Origin of the sequence: Pusillimonas noertemannii, from assembly GCF_003096595.1 — a bacterium.
Classification (GTDB): Bacteria; Pseudomonadota; Gammaproteobacteria; order Burkholderiales; family Burkholderiaceae_B; genus Pusillimonas; species Pusillimonas noertemannii.
In genome coordinates this window covers 479,595-500,319 of record NZ_QEKO01000001.1, presented here as the reverse complement: position 1 = coordinate 500,319, position 20,725 = coordinate 479,595, and the positions used below count along the sequence as shown (strand labels likewise).

Here is a 20,725-nt window from a genome sequence, read left to right as displayed (position 1 = left end):
TTTAATTTCCGTTTAAATACAGTAACTTATGCGGCATAGACGAGAATGTAACTTAATAGTCTCAGGCAATGTTGCACAGCGATATAACTTGTGCACAACTTGCGGAAAGAGCCCGTTATAACGGGCCTTTACGGTTTGTTCGATGCAATAACTCAGTGCTTGCCGCGACTGTAGCTGTGGACTTCGTCAACCAGGCTGGCCACCGCCTCGGGGGGAGTGAAGCGGGAGATTCCGTGCCCCAGGTTGAACACATGCCCGCCCTCGCCCACCGGGCCGAAATCGTCGATGACCCGGCGCGCCTCGGCCCGGATGGCCTCGTCTCCGCCAAACAGGGCCATGGGATCGATATTGCCTTGCAGGGCCACCTTGTCTTGCGTGCGGCGGCGCGCCTGGGCAAGATTGACCGTCCAGTCGAGGCCGACCGCGTCGCAGCCTGAAGCCGCGATGTCTTCGAGCCACATGCCGCCGCCCTTGGTGAATACGATGACGGGCACGCGCCGCCCCTCGCGTTCGCGCGTAAGGCCCTGGACGACCTGCCGGGTATAGGCCAGCGAGAATTCCTGGAACAGGGTGTCGGCCAGCACGCCGCCCCAGCTGTCGAAGATCATGACGGCCTGGGCGCCGGCCTGGATCTGCGCATTGAGATACTGGCTGGTGGCCTGGGCGTTGATGTTGAGCATGCGATGAAGGAGGTCGGGCCGCGCATACAGCATGCTTTTGATAAGGCGGTAGTCGTCGGAGCCCTGCCCTTCGACCATATAGCAGCCGATGGTCCAGGGGCTGCCCGCAAACCCGATAAGAGGCACCTTGCCGTCGAGTTCTTTGCGTACGAGCGAGACGGCGTCGAATACATATTGCAGTTGCGACATGTCGGGCACCGCCAGCCTGGCCACGTCTTCTTCGGTGCGCACCGGCCTGGCAAAGCGCGGGCCTTCGCCCGCCACGAAATCAAGGCCCAGCCCCATGGCGTGGGGTATGGTCAGGATGTCGGAGAACAGGATGGCCGCATCGAGGTCGAAGCGCTGCAGGGGCTGCAGCGTGACCTCGCATGCGTACTGCGGATTCTGGGCCAGCCCCAGGAAGGAGCCGGCGCGAGCGCGCGTTTCGTTGTATTCGGGCAGATAGCGGCCGGCCTGGCGCATGAGCCACAAAGGCGTGTAGGGAACGGGCTCGCGCAGCAGCGCGCGCAGGAAGACATCGTTTTTCAGTGTGGGGGACGACACGGCTATCCTCGAAAATATACGCGGGTCATTTTACCCGTCGGCAAAAGGTTTGGGGGGCGACTCGGACCGATAGGGAGCGGCGTCGATGTCGTACTTGCGCATAAGCGCCCAGAACGCGCGGCGATGCTTCTGGGCCGCACGCGCGGCCATGGCGATGTTGCCGGAATGCCGGCCCAGCGCTGCCTTGATATAGGCGGTTTCGAAGCGTTCTATGATTTTGCTTTTGGCGGCCCGGAACGACTCGCGCGAAGTGGCGCTGCGCGAGGCGCTGGCCGCGGCGTAGGCGTCGAGCTCGAGGCCTGTACGCTCAAGTATAGTCGAGCACAGCGTGGCCTCGTCGGGGGCCTGGCCGGCGTGATGCGGCCCCGTGGGTTCCTTGACGCCCTGGGCCTGGGCGACGGCCGGCTGCGGCCAAGCGTGGAGCGCCGGCTTTTTCTCGTCGAGCAGCCGCTCGATGCGCACACGCAGCTCTTCGGGGCACATCGGCGTACGCACGAAGTCGTGCAGGCCCAGCTCGTAGAGATCGTTCAGGGCGGCGGCCTTCAATTGGTCGATAAGGGCGAACACCGGTGTTTCAAGGCGCCCGCGCGCCGCAAGCAGGCTGGTGCGCGCCCAGGCCAGGCTGTGTTCGCTGACCGGCAGCAGGCAGACATCGAAACGGCGCAGCAGCATGGCGCTGTCGGCCAGGCTGGCTGACGCATTGTGCTGGCTGATGTCGATGCTGGGCATCGGGGCGTGGAAGTAAAGCCTTCCGCACCAATGCCTGCCCGTCCATGGGCGTATCCAGTCATTGGTGCAAACTGTGGCGATCAAGGCGCAATCGAGTCTTTCCCTCATGGTTACCCTCCGCTTGTGTGTGGCTGTGGCCGAACAAAATGGACCAAGCTTAATCACGCGCGGTGGTGGCCACAATTAGCGTTTGCATCGACTCGGAAAGTACCTAGGGCCTGCCCCGCGGCGCGACTATCGGCCGGCGGGCTTCACTGCGGATTGGCGGTAACCACCAGTTTGGTGAACACCGGCGGAAGATTGGTGAAGCTTTCGAAGATGAGCTTGCGCAGCCAGCTGTTGCCCGAGTCGTGGTGGTAGCGCTCGTGCCAATACTGGCGTACTTCATAGGTGGGCGAAGGAAACGGCAGCCCCAGGATCTTGATCCGCTCGCCCAGGGCGAGGGTTCGCGCCAGCCGGGAGGGCACCATCGCAAGCAGGTCGGTCGAGACGAGTATTTGCTCGAGCCCGAGATAGGAAGACACCCTGGCGGTGACCCTGCGCTGGACGCCCCGCTCTTCGAGCACCTTGTCCAGCAATGAATGGCCTGTTGCCGGCGCAACCAGGGCAAGATGCTCTTCGTCGAGGAATTGCTGCTTGGACAAAGTGCTGCCGATGCGCGGATGCGCCTGCCGGACTATGCAGGAATAGTTCTCGGCGAACAGGCGCTGCTGATAAAAGCCATTGTGCAGATCGAAGGTATAGCCGACGGCGAGATCGAGCTGGCCGCTTTCAAGCAGCCCCGCGGTAGCGGCGTCCAGGTCGATGGAATCGACATGCAGGCCCGGTCCCAGCATTTTGAACTGGCGCAGTATCTCGGGCAACATAACCATTTGCGCAATGTGGCTCAGGCCGACCCGAAACCGGCGGGTTGAGGTTGCCGGGTCGAACACCCGGCGGGCGTTCTCTTCGGGGCTGAGCAGCTTGATGGCGTGCTCGATATCGGCCATGAGGCTTTCCAGGAAGGGCGTGGACATCAGCCCGCCAGAGGTCCTGACAAACAAGGGGTCGCCAAAATGCTGCCGCAAGTGCCCCAGCCTGATGCTGATGGCGGGCTGGCTGAGGCCGACTTGCGGCACGGCCCCGGTAATGCTGCGGGCGGCCCGGATTTCTTTCAAGAGCAAGAAATCATACAGATCCAGTTTTGAGGTTGCTGCCATGCCTGTTCGCCATTTAAATTCGCAATGCCAGTTATTTGGAATAGCGTATTGCCCCTCCATCGTGCTGCACCAGACAATGGTACTGAACTGAAGGAACGGAGACAACATGAAGCTTTGCAGATTTGATGACGACCGCCTGGGCGTCATAGAGGGTGATCAAGTACTGGACATCACAACGGCTCTCGATGTCATTCCAGCCAGCACCTATCCCTTGCCAAGGCACGACCCCCTCATCGCGCATCTCGATGAAGTCTGTGCACGTGCACGGCAGCTCATGCCCGACGCTCCCCGCAAAAAAATAGACCAGGTAAAGCTGCTGAGCCCCGTGGCCAACCCCGGAAAACTGGTCGCTGCGCCGGTCAACTACCTGAAGCACCTCGAAGAGGCCCGGGCCGACTCCGAAATCCACCATAACAGCCAGGTCATTGAAATCCAGCGCATCGGCCTGTTTCTCAAGGCCACCAGTTCCCTGATCGGCGCGAGCCAGCCCGTGTCGGTGCGGCATCACGACCGCCGCAACGACCACGAAATCGAACTGGCCATCATCATCGGCAAGCCCGGCACCGGCATCAAGAAGCAAGACGCCTGGGACCACATCGCGGCCTACACCATAGGGCTCGACATGACGGTACGCGGCCCCGAAGAACGCAGCCTGCGCAAATCGGTCGACAGCTATAGCGTGCTTGGCCCCTGGATGGTCACCGCCGACGAAATGGGCGACGCCACAAACCTCGACTTCCAGCTCACCGTAAACGGCGAAACCCGCCAAAAAGCCAATACGCGCGATCTCGTCCTGAACATACCCGAACTGGTCGAATACGCCTCCAGCTTCTACACCCTGCACCCGGGCGACGTCATATACACCGGTACGCCTGAAGGCGTAGGCCCCGTAAAGCCCGGCGACACCATCGTGGCCGAGTTCGAAAAAATCGGCCGCATGCAGGTCGCCGTCACGTCCGCCTGAACCACGCCATGGGGAGCCCCACAATGGATACACCCGTCGCAACAGATACCGCCGCCCGAGAGCATTTCTATCAGAAGATCAGCAACGACCAGATGACCCCGCTCTGGGAGGTCCTGCACAGCCTGGTCACCCCCTTGCCCAAAACCCCCTGTCTGCCGCATGTCTGGAAATGGGAAACCGCCTTCCCCTGGCTGCTTCAGGCCGGCGAACTCATATCGGCCCAAGAGGCAGAGCGCCGCGTGCTGGTACTCGAGAACCCCGGCCTGCGCGGCCAGACTCGCATAACACACAGCCTGTACGCGGGGCTTCAATTGATACTGCCGGGCGAGATCGCCCCCGCGCATCGCCACTCTCAATCCGCCCTGCGGTTCATCATGCACGGGTCGGGCGCATACACGGCGGTCAATGGCGAAAAAGTCTTCATGAACGTAGGCGACTTCGTCATTACGCCCTCCTGGACATTCCACGACCACGGCAACCCCAGCGATGAACCCATGGTGTGGCTCGACGGGCTCGATGTCCCGCTGGTAGAGCTGCTCGATGCGCAATTCATGGAAAAAGGCAGCCAAGAGAGCCAAAGCACGAACATAACGGCGCACGCCAACCTGGCCGAGTTCGGCAACTCCATGAAGCCGGTTCAATACCAGCCCCGTTCGAAAACATCGCCCCTGTTCTGGTACCCCTACGAGCGTACGCGCGAAGCACTCGAAACCATGAAGCAGCACAATGAATGGCACGAATGCTGGGGCCTCAAGCTGCAATACACCAATCCGGCAACCGGCGGCTGGGCCATACCCACCATGGGCACCTTCATGCAGCTGATGCCCAAGTCGTTCCAGGGAAAACCCTATCGGTCCACCGATTCCACCGTGTACGTGGTGGTTGAAGGCCACGGCCGCTGCGTGGTCGGCGACAGTACCCTTGAATTCGGCCCCAAAGACGTGCTCGTCTGCCCTTCCTGGATGCCCCACCGCTTCGACATCACCGACCAAGGCGACGCCGTGCTGTTCAGCTATTCCGATCGACCCGTACAGCAGGCGCTTGATCTCTGGCGCGAGCAGTTCGGCTAGCCTCGCCAGTAAACATTTCGGCCAGGCAAGCCGGCCGAAATGGGTTTTCCAATACTTTTGCATGGGGCCTTGTACCGCCCCAGGGGATGGCTTGACCCAAAATTTTCCATCCCGCCCTGGAGACGTTTATGGATACACAGGAATCTTTACCGTTCATCATCGCCGGTGGCGGCATCGGCGGGCTTTGCACAGCCCTGGCACTGACACGCAAGGGGTTTCCAGTAAAGGTGCTTGAGCGTGCTCCAGAGGTCGGCGAAATTGGCTACGGCATCCAGATAGCGCCAAACGGCCACGCCATTCTCGACCGCATGGGCGTAATGGAACGCCTGGAGTCCCAGGTCTTTTATCCCGATGCCCTCGTACTGGTCGATGCCGTCGATGCGAAAGAGATTTCCCGCATCGACCTGGGCGCCAGCTTTCAAGAGCGGTACAAATACCGCTATTTCGTGGTGCACAGGCGCGACCTGCATGCCGCGCTGATCGAGGCGTGCAGGCAGCAGGATTGCTTCAGCTTCGAAGAAGGCGAGGTGGACAGCTACGAAAACCGCCCGAACGGGGTTACCGTAACATGCACCAATGGCAAGATGCTGCAGGGGCGGGCCATGATCGGCGTCGAGGGCCTGCGCTCCAAAACCCGCGCCCGCATCGTCAACGACGGCGGCCCGCGCAATACGGGGCATGTGGTGTACCGGGGGCTTGTACCCATCGAAGACATCGTCAACCAGCGATATGTAAATTCCATGGTCATGTACGCGGGCCCGGGCTGCCATCTTGTGCAATACCGCCTGCGCGGAGGCACCGTTATGAACAACGTCGCCACGTTCGAAAGCCCCGCCTTCAAGCGCTGGGAACACGACTACGGGGGCATCGACGAGCTCAAGGCCGCCTATGTCGACTGCGCCCCCGAAGTGCAGGACCTGCTCAAGTATTTCTCTCTGGACAAGAACTGGCTGCTGCACGACCTGCGGCCCGCCAGCAACTGGACCGACGGCAACGTTACCCTGCTGGGCGATGCCGCCCATGCAACGCTGCAATACCTGGCCCAGGGGGCCATCATGGCCATGGAAGACGCGGTCGTGCTTGGCGACGCGCTTGAACGCCAGCCCAAGAATGTCAATGCGGCGTTCCTCGACTATCAAGGCCGCCGCCTGAACCGGACGGCGCGTGTCGTGACCACCGCCCGGCTGTTCGGCGCCATCATGCACGCCACCGACGGCGAGCGCCTCTTGCGCAACGAGATGGCACGCAAGCGAAACGTAGATATTCCCTGGGAGCTCGACTGGCTGTATCGTGGCCTTGAGCTCGAAGAAAAGGTGTACTGAACACACCCGCAACACCGCAACGAAACCCCAGCAATATCCAGACTTACCGAGGTGTGCCTTGACCTAGCAGTTCCTGATTCATCAAATAAAACAACGGAGACAAACGCCATGAAAAAAAGGCTATTTCTGCGCACGGCACTGTGCGCGTTCGCCATCGCCGCCACCGGCCTGCATGCCCCTGCAATCCAAGCCGCCGAGAAACCCTTCAAGGTCGGCCTGATCGTTCCCATGACCGGCGCCTTCGCCTCTACCGGACGCCAGCTTCATTCGGCCGTGCAGGCATACATGAAGGACCACGGCGACACGGTCGCTGGCCGCAAGATACAGGTCATTCTCAAGGACGACAACGGCGTCGCCGCCAACTCGCGAAAGCTGGCGCAAGAACTGATCGTCAATGACGACGTCGATGTCATTGCCGGCTTCGGCCTTACACCCATCACCCTCGCCGTGGCTCCCATCGCCACACAATCAAAAACGCCGATGGTGCTGATGGCCGCGCAGACCCAGGCCAATACCGAGGCGTCTCCGTACATGGTGCGCTCCAGCGGAACCATTACGCAGGTAACCTCGGGCATTGCCCAGTGGGCGGTCGAAAACGACATCAAGACCGCCGTCACGCTGGTACCCGACTACGCGCCCGGGTATGAATCCGAAGAGGCTTTCAAAAAATACTTTCTGGCCGCGGGCGGAAAGATTCTTGAAGAGATCCGGGTGCCCATGCGCAACCCCGACTTTGCGCCCTTCCTGCAGCGCGTTCGCGACGTAAAGCCCGACGCCCTGTTCGTCATGCTGCCCTCGGGACCCGGCGCGGCCCTGCTCAAGCAATACGGCCAGCGAGGCCTGGCCGCCGCGGGCATACGCCTTATCGGCCATGGCGCCATCACCGACGACGACAACCTGAACCAGGCCGGCGACGCCGCGCTGGGCGTCATCACCTCTGATTACTACGCCACCTCGCACGATTCGGAAATGAACCGCAAGTTCATCGAAACGTACAAAAGCATCGATGGCACCAGCCGGCCCAACTTCTTCGGCGTCGCGGGCTACGACGGCATGCATCTCATCTACGAGGCCTTGCGCAAGACCGATGGCAAGGCCGAGGGCATGGCCTTCGTCGACGCCATGAAGAACCTTTCGTTCGAAAGCCCTCGCGGACCGGTCACCCTCGACCCTGAATCGCGCGATTTCATCCAGAACATCTACATGCGCAAGGTCGAGAAAGTCGGAGACGAATATCAGAACGTCGAGTTCGACGTCATTGAACGCGTCAACGCCGCCGGCGAAACGAAATAATGCTGACCATACTCTTTGACGGCGTCGCCTACGGGATGCTGCTGTTCATACTGGCAATAGGGCTTTCCGTGACGCTGGGGCTGATGAACTTCATCAACCTGGCGCACGGGGCCTTTGCCATGGCGGGCGGGTACGTCACGGTGCTGCTCATGCAGCACCTGAACGTGCCCTTCCTGCTGTGCGTGCCGATAGCCTTCGTGGTTACCGCGGTGCTGGGTGCGATTCTCGAGCGCACCCTGTACCGGCCCATGTACGGCAAGCCGCCCCTCGACCAGGTGCTTTTCTCCATCGGCCTGGCGTTCATCGCCATGACCATCGTCGACTACAGCATAGGCTCGAGCGAACAGATCATCCAGTTGCCCCAGTGGCTGCGCGGCCGCACCGAGCTTTCGTTCGGCGGCCATGTGCTGGGCATGGGGCACTATCGGCTGCTGATCATCGCGGTCTGTATCGTGCTGACGATACTGCTGCAGTTCATCCTTACGCGCACCCGGTTCGGAAGCCGGCTGCGCGCCGCGGTCGATGACCAGCGCGTGGCCGACGGGCTGGGCATCAACGTCAATGTCATCTTCTTTTCGACATTTGCCGTGGGTTCGGGCCTGGCCGGAGTGGGGGGCGCCATGGGCGCCGAGGTGCTGGGCCTCGACCCCACCTTTCCGTTCAAGTTCATGATCTATTTTCTGATCGTGGTCGCCCTGGGCGGGACCTCGTCGCTTACCGGCCCCCTGCTCGCCGCGCTGATACTGGGCGTTGCCGATGTCGCGGGCAAGTACTACATGCCTAAGCTCGGATCCTTCATCGTCTATGCGGTCATGATCATGATCCTGCTGTGGCGCCCCGATGGCCTGTTTGTCAGAAGAGGTGCCAAATGACGCCCGCCGCCGTTCACGACGCCCTGCGCGAGAAAACCCGCGTCAAGCTCTGGGAACCCGTTCTGTGGCTTGCGCCGCTTGCGGTGGTGGCATTGTTTCCGGGCAGCTCTTTCCTGGTCAACCAGATGGCCATCATGGCCCTGTTTGCGATCTCTCTCGACCTTGTCCTTGGATACGCCGGAATCATGTCGCTGGGGCATGCCGCGTTCTTCGGCATGGGGGCCTTCGCAGCGGGCCTTTTCGCCAAGTTCGTCATGCCCGAGCCCATTGTGGGGCTGGTTTTCGCCATGGGCGTGGGCGGCCTTACCGCCTATGTCTGCAGCTACACCATTCTGCGGGGCAGTGCGCTTACCGTCGTCATGGTCACCCTGGGCGTGTCGCTCATTTTGCTCGAGATCGGCAACTACATGACCTGGCTCACCGGGGGCGCGGACGGCCTGCAAGGGGTCGTCATGGATCCCGTTCTGGGGCTGTTTCCATTTACATTCGACGGCGTCACAGCAGCCTATTACTCGCTGGCCGTGCTGGCGGTGTTCCTGGTTGTCTACCGGCGCATCGTCAACTCGCCGTTCGGGACCAGCCTGCGGGTCATACGCGACAATCGCCTGCGGGCCTACTCCATCGGCATCGACACCAACCGGCGCATCAAGCTGGCCTACACATTGGCCGGCGCCATCGCGGCGGCGGCCGGGGCGGTGCAAACCCACAGCATGAACTTCGCCTCGCTCGATGCCTTCGCGTTCGAAAGATCGGCCGACGTGCTGCTGATGGTCGTCATCGGCGGAACGGCATGGATATACGGCGGCGTCATCGGCGCAATCGTGTTCATCGGCCTGCACCATGTGCTGTCCGATCTCACTCCCCAGTACTGGACCTTCTGGGTGGGGGTGTTCCTGGTGCTGCTGATGCGGGTCGGACGCGATCGCCTGATACGCCCCTGGACCTGGTTCAAAGGAGGCCCCCATGGCTGAAGAACCCTATGCGCTGTCAGCCTCGGGCCTGGTCATGCGATTCGGAGGCCTGCTGGCCACCAACAATGTGTCGCTGAACCTGAAAAAAGGCGCCCGCCACGCACTGATAGGCCCCAACGGGGCGGGCAAGACGACCTTCGTCAATTTGTTGACGGGGGTCTTGCGGCCGTCAAGCGGCACCATTCACCTCGACGGCCGTGACATCACCACGCTGCCCATGCACAAAAGATCGGCGCGCGGCCTCGTGCGCACCTTCCAGATCAACCAGCTGTTCGAAACCCTTACGCCCCTGGAAACCCTGGCTGCCGTCGTGGGCGAACGCAGCGGCCTGGGAAGCAAGATGTGGCGGCTGCTGGGCGCCGACCGCAACATCACCGAACGATGCCATGCCTTGCTCGAGCAGTTTCGCCTGCTCGACGTCATGAGCCGCCCCACCAGCCAGCTGCCTTACGGCAAGCGGCGCCAGCTTGAAATCGCCATCGCCCTGGCCTGCGAGCCGCGGGTGCTGCTGCTGGACGAGCCCGTGGCGGGCGTGCCCGCCAGCGAGCGCAGCGACATCCTGGCCATCATCAATGCGCTTCCGGCCGACATGTCCATTCTGCTCATCGAACACGACATGGACCTGGTCTTCAGCTTTGCCAATCGCATGACGGTGCTGGTGAACGGCGCTCTGCTGATGGAAGCCGACCCGCTTACCGTCTCGAACGACCCTCGCGTCAAAGAGGTCTACCTGGGCCATGGCGCCGGCACGGACGAAACGGCGCAAAGCGAGGTGCGCTATGCCTGACATGCTGAACATAGAAGGCCTGCACGCGGGCTACGCCGACTCGATCGTCCTTAACGACGTCTCGCTGTCGCTCGACCAGGGCGAAACACTCGCGCTGCTGGGCCGCAACGGCACGGGCAAGACGACGCTGATCAATACGGTAGTGGGCGTAACCCGGCGGCACAAGGGTTCGATACAGCTTGGCGGCCAGCCCCTCGAGCACCTGGCCCCCCACGTGCGCGCAAGGGCGGGCATAGGCTGGGTACCCCAAGAGCGCAATATTTTCAGGTCGCTCACCGTTCACGAAAACCTCACTGCCGTGGCGCGGCCAGGCTCCTGGACGCCGGCCAAGGTCTACGACACCTTCCCCAGGCTGGCCGAACGCAAGGGAAACATGGGCGCACAGCTTTCGGGCGGCGAGCAGCAGATGCTTGCCATAGGGCGCGCCCTGGTGCTCAACCCCAGGCTGCTGCTGCTTGACGAGCCCACCGAAGGCCTGGCGCCCATACTCGTCGAAGAAGTCTTGCGCGGCATCGAAAACGTCACAAAGAACGAAGGCTTGAGCGTAATCATCGTTGAACAGCACCCACAACTTATTCTGGCCATATCGCAGCGCGCGGTAATCCTTGACCGCGGCACGGTGGTGCATCAGGGCCCGGCACACGAGCTCAGGCACGACCAGGCATTGCTGAATCGCTGGCTGGGCGTAAGCGTCTAGGGCTGGCCAACACTAAAAGGAGACAAGAAAATGTTCATTCGAAACACTTGGTACGTAGCGGGCTTCGAGCATGAATTCGACGAGCCCTTCATTTCAAGACGCATACTCGACGTTCCCCTGGTGCTGTATCGCACCTCGCAGGGCGTTTACTCGGCGATGGACGATTGCTGCCCGCACCGCCTGCTGCCGCTTTCGAAAGGCAAGCGGGTAGGCGACGACATGCAGTGCGGCTACCACGGCATGTGCTTCTCGGCCGACGGCGCCTGCACGTCGGTGCCCGGCCAGACCAACATTCCCGCGGCGGCCCGCGTTGCCACATACCCCGTCCAGGCGCGCCACGGCTTTGTCTGGATCTGGATGGGCGATGCCGGGCTGGCCGACCCCGGCCTGATCCCCGACGTGCATTGGCACAACAGCCCCGGATGGGCGTCGTCCCAAGGCTATCACCGCATCGAGGCGCACTACACCCTGCTCAACGACAATCTGCTCGACCTCAGCCATGAAACCTATGTGCACAGCCGCACCATCGGCAATGACGAAGAAGAGACCATTGCCGCCTACACCGCCAAGGTGACGGTCGAGCAAGATAGCCTGGTCCGGGCCCACCGCGAAATGCCCAATATCGAGGCGCCGCCCTTTTTCGCCCTGGTCATCGGCCACCCCTGCCGCATCAACCGCTGGCAATCGGCCATACACCTCGTGCCCTCCATCAATCTTACGGTGGTGGGCGTGCATCCCGTCGAAGAAGACCGTACCGAAGCGCGCATCGGCCATGTGCTGCACCTGCTTACGCCCGAATCCCCGGGCAGCACCCACTACTTCTGGGCGTTCGTGCGCAACTACCGGCTGGACGACGCCGAGCTTACCGAAGGCATACGCAAGGCGTCTTCGGCCACGTTCGACGAAGACAAAGAGGTGCTTGAAATCCAGCAGCAGCAAATGGTGCGCATGAATACTTCTGTGCCGAACGTAGCCATCAAGCTTGACGAAGCCCCGGTTCGGGCCCGGCGCCTGCTTGAACAGCGGCTGAAGCACGAAGCCGAAGACTCGCGCTATGTCGTTGCGCCTCCCCCCCTGGTGCCCGAGCATTCCTTCGCTGTGCTGGAAGAGGTTTAACGCCTGGGCGCAGCCTTCAGAAACCCCCTACAAAGAAAGAGTATGGCAATGAAAGACAGCAGCAAGCTGGACGCCGACCGGCAAACCATCGCCGAGCTTGCCCCGGCCAAAGTCCTGCGGGTGGCGCTTAACCTGGGCAACCCCATTCTGGTGCAGAAAGACCCGGCCAGCGGACAACTGGCCGGGGTCACGGTGGACATGTCGCGCGACATTGGCAATAGGCTGGGCCTGCCGGTCGAGTTCAAAGAATTCGATTCGGCCGGAAAGGTCTCGCAATGCGCCATGCAAGATGTCTGGGACATCGCCTTCCTGGCCATAGACCCCAAGCGCGCCATCGACATTCTTTACTCCGAGTCCTATGTGCACATCGAAGGCACCTATATGGTCATTGAATCGTCATCCATACGCAGCCAGGAAGACGTCGACAAGCCAGGGATCAAGGTGGCTGTCGGGGAAGGCACGGCCTACGACCTCTTCCTTACCCGCCACCTGCAACAGGCCGAAATCGTCCGTTTTGAAACCTCCGAGGCCTCCCTGCGGCAGTTTTCGGGCGCCGGACTGGAAGTGGCTGCGGGTATCCGCCAGCCACTCGAGCAGTTCGCCGAAAGCCAGGGCGGCTTTCGCGTGCTGGACGGCTGCTTCACCCTGATCGAACAAGCCGTGGGCTGCCCGCGCGGCCGGCCGCTGGCCGCCGCATTCCTGCAGCAATATGTGCGGCAGGCCAAGCAGTCGGGGTTTATCGCCGACGGCTTCAAGCGCAGCGGCCAGCCGCCGCTGTTCATTCCGCCGCCCGGCACCGTGTAGGCAAGCAAGCGGCAGGACCGCCTGCCGTCCATCCTGGAGCAACGAAGAACATGGCAGCAGCAGACAGCACGGGCGTCACGACCGGCAAAGTAGCCGTCGGCGATGGCACCCTCATACACTACCAGCACTATCGGCAGGCCTCTTCAAGCCAGTGTGTCGTGCTGGTGCACTCCCTGGCGCTCGACCACCGGTTCTGGCGCCTGGTCGCCCCGGCCATCGCGGCAAGGGCGCACGTCGTTTGCGTCGACGTGCGCGGCCATGGCCAGTCGGGCAAGCCGCCCGGGCCCTATTCCATCGAGCTTTTCGCGCAAGACGTCAAAGAAGTGCTCCAGGCCCTGGGCTACCGCAAGGCCGTTGTGGCCGGGGCCTCGCTGGGGGGCTGCGTTGCGCTTCAGTTTGCCATAGACCACCCCGAAATGACCGCGGCGCTGGGGCTGGTCGACACCACCTCGTGGTATGGACCCACCGCGCCCGACGACTGGTCGAAGCGGGCACAGAAGGCAAAGACCGATGGGCTGGACAGCATGGTGCAGTTCCAGGCCACCCGATGGTTCAGCGAACAGTTCCGCACCGACCAGCCAGAGCTGCTGCGGCAATGCGTGGATACCTTTCTTGCCAATGACGTCGAGGCCTACGGCGAGGCATGCCGCGCACTGGGCCGCTTCAATGCAAGCACCCGAGTCGCCCAGGTAAGCGCCCCCACAGCCGTCGTCGTGGGCGCCAACGACTACGCCGCCCCCGTCGCAATGTCCCGATACCTGCATGAATCGATCCAGGGCTCCACGCTCACGATCATTCCCGAGGCCTGCCACCTGACTCCCATCGAGACACCCGACGTAATCGTCAACACGCTGGAACGATTGCTGGAAGGCCTGGATGCGCAGCAGGGCCAGGCCGCCGCCCAAACACAAGGAGACCCCGAGTGATCCCATTCGAATACTTGACGCCGCATACGCTCGATGAGGCGATCAGCCTGCTCGACCCCGAAGACCCCGACATCCGTCCGGTGGGCGGAGGCACCGCCGTCATGCTCATGATGAAAGCCGGCGTGCTGCGGCCCACGCGGCTGGTCAGCCTGCGGCGCCTCGAAGGCCGGCATGGGCAGATTCAAATCGACCAGAAAGGCGCCCTGCGCATAGGCGGCATGGCAACCCTGGCCTCGCTCGAGAACTCGCCCCTGGTGCGTACGGGCTGGCCCGTGCTTGCAAGAACCTTCCGCTCGCTTTCAAACCAGCGGGTGCGCAATGTGGCAACCATAGGGGGCAACCTCGCCCATGCCGATCCGCACATGGACATGCCGCCGGTCCTGTCCGCCCTGGGCGCCACGGTCATCGCCACCGGCCCTTCGGGCAGCCGCGAGATCGCCGTCGAAGACCTGTGCGTGGGCTACTACGAAACAGTGCTCGAACGAAACGAGCTCATTTCCGAGGTCGTCGTGCCCGCCATGGATGGCGCCTGTGCCGCATACAGCAAAGTAACGACCCGTGCTGCCCACGACTGGCCCGCGCTGGGCCTGGCCGTATCGCTCAGGCTCGAGGGCCAGGTCATCCAGGAAGCCAGCGTCGTGCTGGGGGCCGCGACCGACAGGCCGACGCGCCTGGCAAAGGCCGAGGCCATGCTGCGCGGCGCAGCCGCCGAGGCCGGGCACCTCAAGCAGGTGGGCATGGCGGCGACCGATGCGCTGGACATCGTAAGCGACCAGCATGGCTCGGCGGGCTACAAGAAACACCTGCTCAGCATCTACCTGGGCCGCACCGTAAATGCGGCCATCAATACATCGAACAAGGGGGCCGACCATGACGCTCATTGACCTTGAACCTGAAGCCACGCAGTGGAGCCAGCTGAAGCATTCGCGGCCACGCGTCGAATCCCATTCCAAGGTAACGGGGCGCGCCGAGTACATCCACAACCTGGCGCTGCCCGGCATGCTGCATGCCAAGATCTTGCGCAGCACGGTGGCGCACGGCCGCATCATGTCCATCGACGCCGAAGCGGCAAAAGCACTTGAAGGCGTGCATTCCGTAGTGACCTCGCAAGAGATCCTGGGTGTCATACCCGAACCCTATTTCGGCCCCGCCTTTCACGACCAGCCCATACTGGCCATCGACAAAGTGCACTATGTGGGCGAACCCGTGGCCGTCGTGCTGGCGCGCGACCCCTACGTCGCCGAAGAAGCCCTGCACCTGATACAGGTCGAATACGAAGAACTGCCGGCGGTGTTCAACGAAGTAGAGGCCGCCACGTCGAATGTATTCGTCCATGATGCGCTCAAGCCGGCGGGCACCTTCCCCGATCTCAAGCATCTGGCCGGAAAAAAAGAAACCAACGTCGCCCTCGACTTCCATGTTCGCCACGGCGATGTGTCGAAGGCGTTCGCCCAGGCCGACCACGTCTTTGAACACACTTTCCGCACCCAGCAGGTCATGCACACCCCGCTTGAACCCATGGTGTCGCTGGCCGAGCTCAAAGAGGGCGGAATAACCATACACACCGCCTCGCAAAGCCCCTCTTTCGTGCGGCTCGAGGTAGCGCGCCTGCTGGGCTGGCCCGAAAGCAGGGTGCGGGTGCGGACCGCCCTTCTGGGCGGGGGCTTCGGCGCGAAGCTGTACGTCAAGCTCGAGGCGCTTGCCGCCGCCCTCAGCCTGATCAGCCGCCTGCCCGTGCGGGTCGCGCTTACCATGGAAGAGCAGTTCTACACCATTACAAAGCATGCCACCACCTTCCGGATCAAGTCGGCGGTCAGCAAAGAAGGCCGCATCACGGGCCGCGAATGCGAGGTATGGTGGAACGGCGGCGCCTTTGCCGACATAGGCCCGCGCGTTACCCAGAAGTCGGGGTTCACGGCCGCCGGCCCCTACGACATCGACAACGTTTCCATCGACTCGTACCAGATCTACACCAACTTGCCGCCGGCCGGCGCATTCCGGGGCTTCGGCATTACCCAGATGGTGTGGGCATACGAAAGCCAGGCCGACATCATTGCCCGCGAACTGGGCATCGACCCGGTCGAGTTTCGCCGCATCAACCTGCTGCGCGACGGACGGCCCCATGCGACGAGCACCGTCATGAAAGATGCGGCCCTGGTGCAAACCCTCGACTGCCTTGCCCAGCGCATGGACTGGGATAAGCCCTTCGACCATGGCACGGACGCCATCCGCCGGGGACGCGGCGTTGGAATCGGCTACAAGGCGCTGGTGGCGCCCACCACCTCGATGGCCATCGTGAACCTTTCGGCGGACGGAAGCTGCTTCGTCCATGCCGGCACCGTAGACATGGGCCAGGGCTCGGACACCGTCCTGGCCATGATCGCCGCCGAAGTGCTGGGCCTGGACCCTGCCGTGGTGCGTGTAATCCACCCCGACACCGACGTCACCCCCTACGACATGGCTACGCTGGGCTCGAGGTCTACCTTCCATATGGGCCACGCGGTGCGCCTTGCCGCCGAAGACGCCTTGCAGAAAATGCAGGCGCTGGCCCAGGAACTGGGCATGGATCCAGACGAAAAGCCCGACGCTGCCAAGCTGCTGGTAAAGCGCTATGGCATGCAGGCGGGCAACATCATCGGCACGGGCGGCTTCATTCCCGATTATGTCTCGCCCGACAAGCAAACAGGACAATCGCCCAACATCACACCCAACTGGATGGTGGGCGCCACGGGCGTCGAGGTCGAGGTCGACACTGAAACCGGGCAATTCCGCATCGTACGCCTTGAAAACGTGGGCGACCTTGGCACGCCCCTTAACCCCGCCATCGTTGAAACACAGTTGTCGGGCGCGGCGATCATGCAGCTGGGGGCCGCCCTGTACGAGGAAATGGATTTCGACGACCAGGGCCAGCTGCGCAATGCCTCTTTCGCTGAATACAAGATTCCCGGCATTCATGACGTGCCCCGCCATATTCATACCGAGATCGTCGATTCATATCAGCACAACGGCCCGTTCGGCGCGAAAGGCGTGGGTGAAACCGGCTGCTACGGCGTCGCCTCGGCGGTGGCCGCCGCCATCGAAGACGCCGTGGGCGTGCGGCTGACGAGCCTGCCCATGAAGTACGAAACACTCTGCCGCGCACTGCACCAGTCTGCGCCCCACCTGAACCCGGAGACACCATGAGCAGCAACACCATGCAAATAAACTTCGTGCTCAACCACGAGAAGGTCCAGGCGGTCATTGAAACCCACCACACGGTACTCGATGTCCTGCGCAACACCTTCTCGCTTTATGGCGCACGGGAAAGCTGCGGGCAGGGGCTATGCGGCTGTTGCACCGTGATCGTCGACGGCAAGAGTGTCAGCGGATGCCTTTACCTGGCCGCGGCGCTTGACGGCTGCACCGTGCAAACCGTTGAAAGCCTCGATGCCGGCGGCAGCCTGCATCCCATCCAGCAGGCCTTCATCGACTGCGGCGCGTTCCAGTGCGGTTTTTGCACCTCGGGTTTCCTGCTGATGAGCAAGCAACTGCTCGAATCCAACCCCGACCCCTCTGAAGCCGAGATACGGAACCATCTTTCGGGCAATCTTTGCCGCTGCGCCGCGTATCCGGAAATCATACAGGCGGTGCGGCTCGCCGCCAGCCGCATCAACACCGCACAACAAGAGGCATAGCCGATGGAACTGACTGGCCAGCAAACACTTTCATTGCCCATCGACACAGTCTGGTCTGCATTGAACGACCCGACGATACTGCAGCAATGCATCCCCGGCTGCGACACCTTCGAAGCTACCGATCAGAACCAGTACAAGATCGCCATGACCGCCACCGTGGGGCCGATCAAGGCCCGGTTTACCGGCAAGCTGGTGCTGTCCGACATCACTCCGCCAAGCTCATACACACTGCAGTTCGACGGCTCCGGCGGCGCAGCCGGCTCCGGCAAGGGCACGGCAAACGTCCATCTGTCGGAAAGCCCCGAGGGCACTGTGTTGCACTACACGGTGGGTGCCACGGTAAGCGGCCGTCTTGCCCAAGTGGGGGCCCGGCTGATCGACGGCGTGGCAAAGAAGATGGCCGACCAGTTCTTTACTCGCTTCAAGGCCATACTCGAGCCTGTGGCCGAACCCGGCGCCGGCGAAGCCGATGCCGGCATTGCCCACCCGGCCCAAGTACGGGCGGACGCTTCCGATGCCAAAGACCGAGCCGACACCCCTGGCCGTGTAAACACCCCCGCCAAGGCATCCCCGAAGCGCAGTCCCGGGGCACGATGGGCCACCGCGGCGATCATCGTCCTGGCCATCGCCTTGGGCCTGTATGCCTTTTCCACCTGAACCTTCGCCACTTCCAGGCTTTTCCGGCCCACGCACATGAAACAACCCACTATGCGCCTTATCGACAACCCCGCCAATCCACCCGCAGGCCACTATTCACCCGCGGTGGTGTGCGACGGCTTTGTCTTTCTATCGGGCGTACTGCCCGCCACGCGCCAACCCGACGATTTCAAGGCCGAGGTCGGGCAGGTTCTTGAGCAGAGCAAGAAGATACTCGCCCGGTCGGGCTGCGGCCTTGCCGATGTGGTGCAATGCACCGCCTACATTGTCGGTACCGGCAACTGGCCCGCCTTCAACGAGGTATATGCTTCGTTCTTTGAACAGCACAAGCCTGCCCGGACAGTGGTGCCCGTGCCAGAACTGCACCACGGCAGCCTGGTTGAAATACAGATGATCGCGGCTTTGCCCGCGGCCGCCGCCACAAACTGAACCGCAGCCCAAAGAAAAAGCCCCTCTACCTAGGCAGAGGGGCTTTTCTTGCGACGGCTCCGCAAGAGCGGGGCCGGCCAGACGCGAACGCTTAGCGGCGCATCTTGGACAGCTTGCGCGCCGCCGCGACCTGTGCCGCCAGCATGGCAAGCTCGGCCTCGACCACGGCGATGTCGGCTTTGTCCTTGGCGTTGCGCAGGGCCTCTTCGGCGCGCTCGCGCGCCTTGATGGCCTTGGCTTCGTCCAGGTCTTCGGCCCGGATGGCCGTATCGGACAATACCGTTACCCCGCCGGGCTGCACTTCAAGAATGCCGCCGGCGACGAATACGCTGACCTCTTCGCCGCTATCGGCCAGGACGATCTTGACGGTACCCGGCCGTATGCGTGAAATCAGCGGCGTGTGCCCGGGCATGATGCCCAGTTCGCCCGACTCGCCAGGCAGCACCACGAATTTCGCCTCGCCGGCGAAAATCGATTCTTCTGCGCTGACGACGTCGACATGCAGGTTGGCCATAACTGATCCCTTTTAGATTGACTTGGCTTTCTCGAAGGCTTCGTCGATGGAGCCCACCATGTAGAAGGCCTGCTCGGGCAGCGTGTCGCATTCGCCCTCGACGATCATCTTGAAGCCGCGCAGCGTTTCGGTCAGCGGCACGTACTTGCCGGGCGAGCCGGTAAACACTTCGGCCACGTGGAAGGGCTGCGACAGAAAGCGCTGGATCTTGCGAGCGCGGGCCACGGCCTGCTTGTCTTCGGGCGAGAGCTCGTCCATGCCCAGAATGGCGATGATGTCGCGCAGTTCTTTGTAGCGCTGCAGCGTTTGCTGAACGCCACGAGCCACGGCGTAGTGCTCTTCGCCCACGACTTGCGGGTCGAGCTGGCGGCTGGTGGAGTCGAGCGGATCGACGGCGGGGTAGATACCCAGGGCGGCGATGTCACGCGACAGCACGACGGTGGAGTCCAAGTGCTGGAAGGTGGTGGCGGGCGAGGGGTCGGTCAAGTCGTCGGCAGGAACGTACACGGCCTGGATCGAGGTGATCGAACCGGTCTTGGTCGAGGTGATGCGCTCTTGCAGCTTGCCCATTTCTTCGGCCAGCGTAGGCTGGTAGCCCACGGCCGAAGGCATACGGCCCAGCAGGGCGGACACTTCGGTACCGGCCAGGGTGTAGCGGTAGATGTTGTCGACGAAGAACAGGATGTCGCGGCCTTCGTCGCGGAACTTCTCGGCCATGGTCAGGCCGGAAAGCGCCACGCGCAGACGGTTGCCGGGAGGTTCGTTCATCTGGCCGAACACCATGGCCACCTTCGACTCGGACAGGTTGTCGAGCTTGATGACGCCGGCTTCCGCCATTTCGTGGTAGAAGTCGTTGCCTTCACGGGTACGCTCGCCCACGCCTGCAAACACCGACAGGCCGCTGTGCGCCTTGGCGATGTTGTTGATGAGCTCGAGCATGTTCACGGTCTTGCCCACGCCGGCGCCGCCGAACAGGCCGACCTTGCCGCCCTTGGCGAAGGGGCATACCAGGTCGATAACCTTGATGCCGGTTTCAAGCAGCTCGACCGAGGGCGACAGTTCGTCGAACTTGGGAGCGTCCTGGTGAATGGCGCGCACTTCGTCGCTTTGAATGGGGCCCCGTTCGTCGATGGGGCGGCCCAGGACGTCCATGATGCGGCCCAGGGTGCCCTGGCCGACGGGCACCGAGATGGGCGCGCCGGTGTTGGCCACGGCCATGCCGCGGCGCAGGCCGTCGGACGAACCCATGGCGATGGTGCGGACGATGCCGTCGCCCAGCTGCTGCTGAACCTCGAACGTGATGCCCGCCTCGGCGAACTTCGAGCTGTCGTCGACGAGCTTGAGCGCGTCGTAGATGTTGGGAATGCTGTCGCGGGGGAACTGAATATCCACCACGGCGCCGATGCACTGAACGATGGTACCGTTGCTCATGTTTAGTCCTTGCTAAATATCTTTGACGGGATGCCTTGTTTGCCTAT

The 20,725-nt window shown here is 62.3% G+C and carries 21 protein-coding genes; 16 read left to right on the top strand and 5 right to left on the bottom strand.

The window, feature by feature from the left end; all coding sequences use genetic code 11:
• Positions 1–152: 152 nt before the first annotated feature.
• The 3 genes from hemE to C7440_RS02355 all read right to left on the bottom strand — a co-directional run bounded on the left by hemE (position 153) and on the right by C7440_RS02355 (position 3,151).
• Complete coding sequence (gene hemE / locus C7440_RS02365) at positions 153–1,223, bottom strand: uroporphyrinogen decarboxylase (RefSeq protein ID WP_017523651.1); 1,071 nt, start codon at positions 1,221–1,223, stop codon at positions 153–155.
• 30 nt (positions 1,224–1,253) lie between these two features.
• The gene (locus C7440_RS02360; protein WP_165832420.1) at positions 1,254–2,060 is read right to left on the bottom strand and encodes a hypothetical protein; all 807 of its coding nucleotides are present in this window, start codon (positions 2,058–2,060) and stop codon (positions 1,254–1,256) included.
• Positions 2,061–2,203: 143 nt separating this feature from the next.
• Positions 2,204–3,151 carry a LysR family transcriptional regulator gene (locus C7440_RS02355; protein WP_116517334.1) on the bottom strand — a complete coding sequence of 316 codons (948 nt, stop codon included), beginning with the start codon at positions 3,149–3,151 and terminating at the stop codon, positions 2,204–2,206.
• Positions 3,152–3,257: 106 nt separating this feature from the next.
• Here C7440_RS02355 and C7440_RS02350 point away from each other — a divergent pair, with 106 nt between their 5' ends.
• The 16 genes from C7440_RS02350 (at position 3,258) to C7440_RS02275 (ending at position 18,733) form a co-directional block, all read left to right on the top strand.
• Entirely contained in the window at positions 3,258–4,115 is an 858-nt protein-coding gene (locus C7440_RS02350) for a fumarylacetoacetate hydrolase family protein (protein ID WP_116517333.1), read from the top strand.
• Positions 4,116–4,138: 23 nt separating this feature from the next.
• Positions 4,139–5,185 (top strand): gentisate 1,2-dioxygenase, encoded by a 1,047-nt coding sequence (gtdA, locus tag C7440_RS02345; protein WP_116517332.1) that lies wholly within the window; start codon positions 4,139–4,141, stop codon positions 5,183–5,185.
• A gap of 128 nt (positions 5,186–5,313) precedes the next feature.
• Complete coding sequence (locus tag C7440_RS02340; RefSeq protein ID WP_116517331.1) at positions 5,314–6,507, top strand: FAD-dependent monooxygenase; 1,194 nt, start codon at positions 5,314–5,316, stop codon at positions 6,505–6,507.
• Positions 6,508–6,615: 108 nt separating this feature from the next.
• Complete coding sequence (locus C7440_RS02335) at positions 6,616–7,800, top strand: ABC transporter substrate-binding protein (RefSeq protein WP_116517330.1); 1,185 nt, start codon at positions 6,616–6,618, stop codon at positions 7,798–7,800.
• Entirely contained in the window at positions 7,800–8,672 is an 873-nt protein-coding gene (locus C7440_RS02330; RefSeq protein WP_116517329.1) for a branched-chain amino acid ABC transporter permease, read from the top strand. Before C7440_RS02335 ends, C7440_RS02330 begins: the two co-directional genes overlap by 1 nt.
• On the top strand, positions 8,669–9,643 hold the full coding sequence (locus tag C7440_RS02325; RefSeq protein ID WP_116517328.1) for a branched-chain amino acid ABC transporter permease: 975 nt from the start codon (positions 8,669–8,671) through the stop codon (positions 9,641–9,643). Before C7440_RS02330 ends, C7440_RS02325 begins: the two co-directional genes overlap by 4 nt.
• Positions 9,636–10,430: an ABC transporter ATP-binding protein gene (locus C7440_RS02320; protein WP_116517327.1), complete on the top strand. Its 795-nt coding sequence runs from the start codon at positions 9,636–9,638 to the stop codon at positions 10,428–10,430. Before C7440_RS02325 ends, C7440_RS02320 begins: the two co-directional genes overlap by 8 nt.
• On the top strand, positions 10,423–11,127 hold the full coding sequence (locus C7440_RS02315; protein ID WP_017523641.1) for an ABC transporter ATP-binding protein: 705 nt from the start codon (positions 10,423–10,425) through the stop codon (positions 11,125–11,127). The genes C7440_RS02320 and C7440_RS02315 overlap by 8 nt, the downstream gene beginning before the upstream one ends.
• 30 nt (positions 11,128–11,157) lie before the next feature.
• Positions 11,158–12,243 carry an aromatic ring-hydroxylating oxygenase subunit alpha gene (locus tag C7440_RS02310; protein WP_116517326.1) on the top strand — a complete coding sequence of 362 codons (1,086 nt, stop codon included), beginning with the start codon at positions 11,158–11,160 and terminating at the stop codon, positions 12,241–12,243.
• A gap of 48 nt (positions 12,244–12,291) precedes the next feature.
• The gene (locus C7440_RS02305; RefSeq protein ID WP_116517325.1) at positions 12,292–13,047 is read left to right on the top strand and encodes an ABC transporter substrate-binding protein; all 756 of its coding nucleotides are present in this window, start codon (positions 12,292–12,294) and stop codon (positions 13,045–13,047) included.
• Positions 13,048–13,097: 50 nt separating this feature from the next.
• The gene (locus C7440_RS02300) at positions 13,098–13,973 is read left to right on the top strand and encodes an alpha/beta fold hydrolase (protein ID WP_116517324.1); all 876 of its coding nucleotides are present in this window, start codon (positions 13,098–13,100) and stop codon (positions 13,971–13,973) included.
• Complete coding sequence (locus tag C7440_RS02295; protein ID WP_116517323.1) at positions 13,970–14,857, top strand: FAD binding domain-containing protein; 888 nt, start codon at positions 13,970–13,972, stop codon at positions 14,855–14,857. The genes C7440_RS02300 and C7440_RS02295 overlap by 4 nt, the downstream gene beginning before the upstream one ends.
• Positions 14,844–17,156 (top strand): xanthine dehydrogenase family protein molybdopterin-binding subunit, encoded by a 2,313-nt coding sequence (locus C7440_RS02290; protein ID WP_116517322.1) that lies wholly within the window; start codon positions 14,844–14,846, stop codon positions 17,154–17,156. Before C7440_RS02295 ends, C7440_RS02290 begins: the two co-directional genes overlap by 14 nt.
• Positions 17,153–17,647: a (2Fe-2S)-binding protein gene (locus C7440_RS02285; RefSeq protein WP_116517321.1), complete on the top strand. Its 495-nt coding sequence runs from the start codon at positions 17,153–17,155 to the stop codon at positions 17,645–17,647. Before C7440_RS02290 ends, C7440_RS02285 begins: the two co-directional genes overlap by 4 nt.
• 3 nt (positions 17,648–17,650) lie before the next feature.
• Positions 17,651–18,304, top strand: a complete 654-nt coding sequence (locus C7440_RS02280; RefSeq protein ID WP_116517320.1) for an SRPBCC family protein — start codon at positions 17,651–17,653, stop codon at positions 18,302–18,304.
• A gap of 36 nt (positions 18,305–18,340) precedes the next feature.
• Positions 18,341–18,733, top strand: coding sequence for a RidA family protein (locus C7440_RS02275; protein WP_116517319.1), 393 nt, complete (start codon positions 18,341–18,343; stop codon positions 18,731–18,733).
• 91 nt (positions 18,734–18,824) lie between these two features.
• Here C7440_RS02275 and C7440_RS02270 read toward each other — a convergent pair whose 3' ends face one another.
• Together C7440_RS02270 and atpD are read right to left on the bottom strand one after the other, a co-directional pair.
• Positions 18,825–19,247 (bottom strand): F0F1 ATP synthase subunit epsilon, encoded by a 423-nt coding sequence (locus tag C7440_RS02270; protein WP_017523632.1) that lies wholly within the window; start codon positions 19,245–19,247, stop codon positions 18,825–18,827.
• Positions 19,248–19,259: 12 nt separating this feature from the next.
• Positions 19,260–20,678, bottom strand: coding sequence for a F0F1 ATP synthase subunit beta (gene atpD, locus C7440_RS02265; RefSeq protein WP_116517318.1), 1,419 nt, complete (start codon positions 20,676–20,678; stop codon positions 19,260–19,262).
• Between the last annotated feature and the right edge of the window lie 47 nt (positions 20,679–20,725).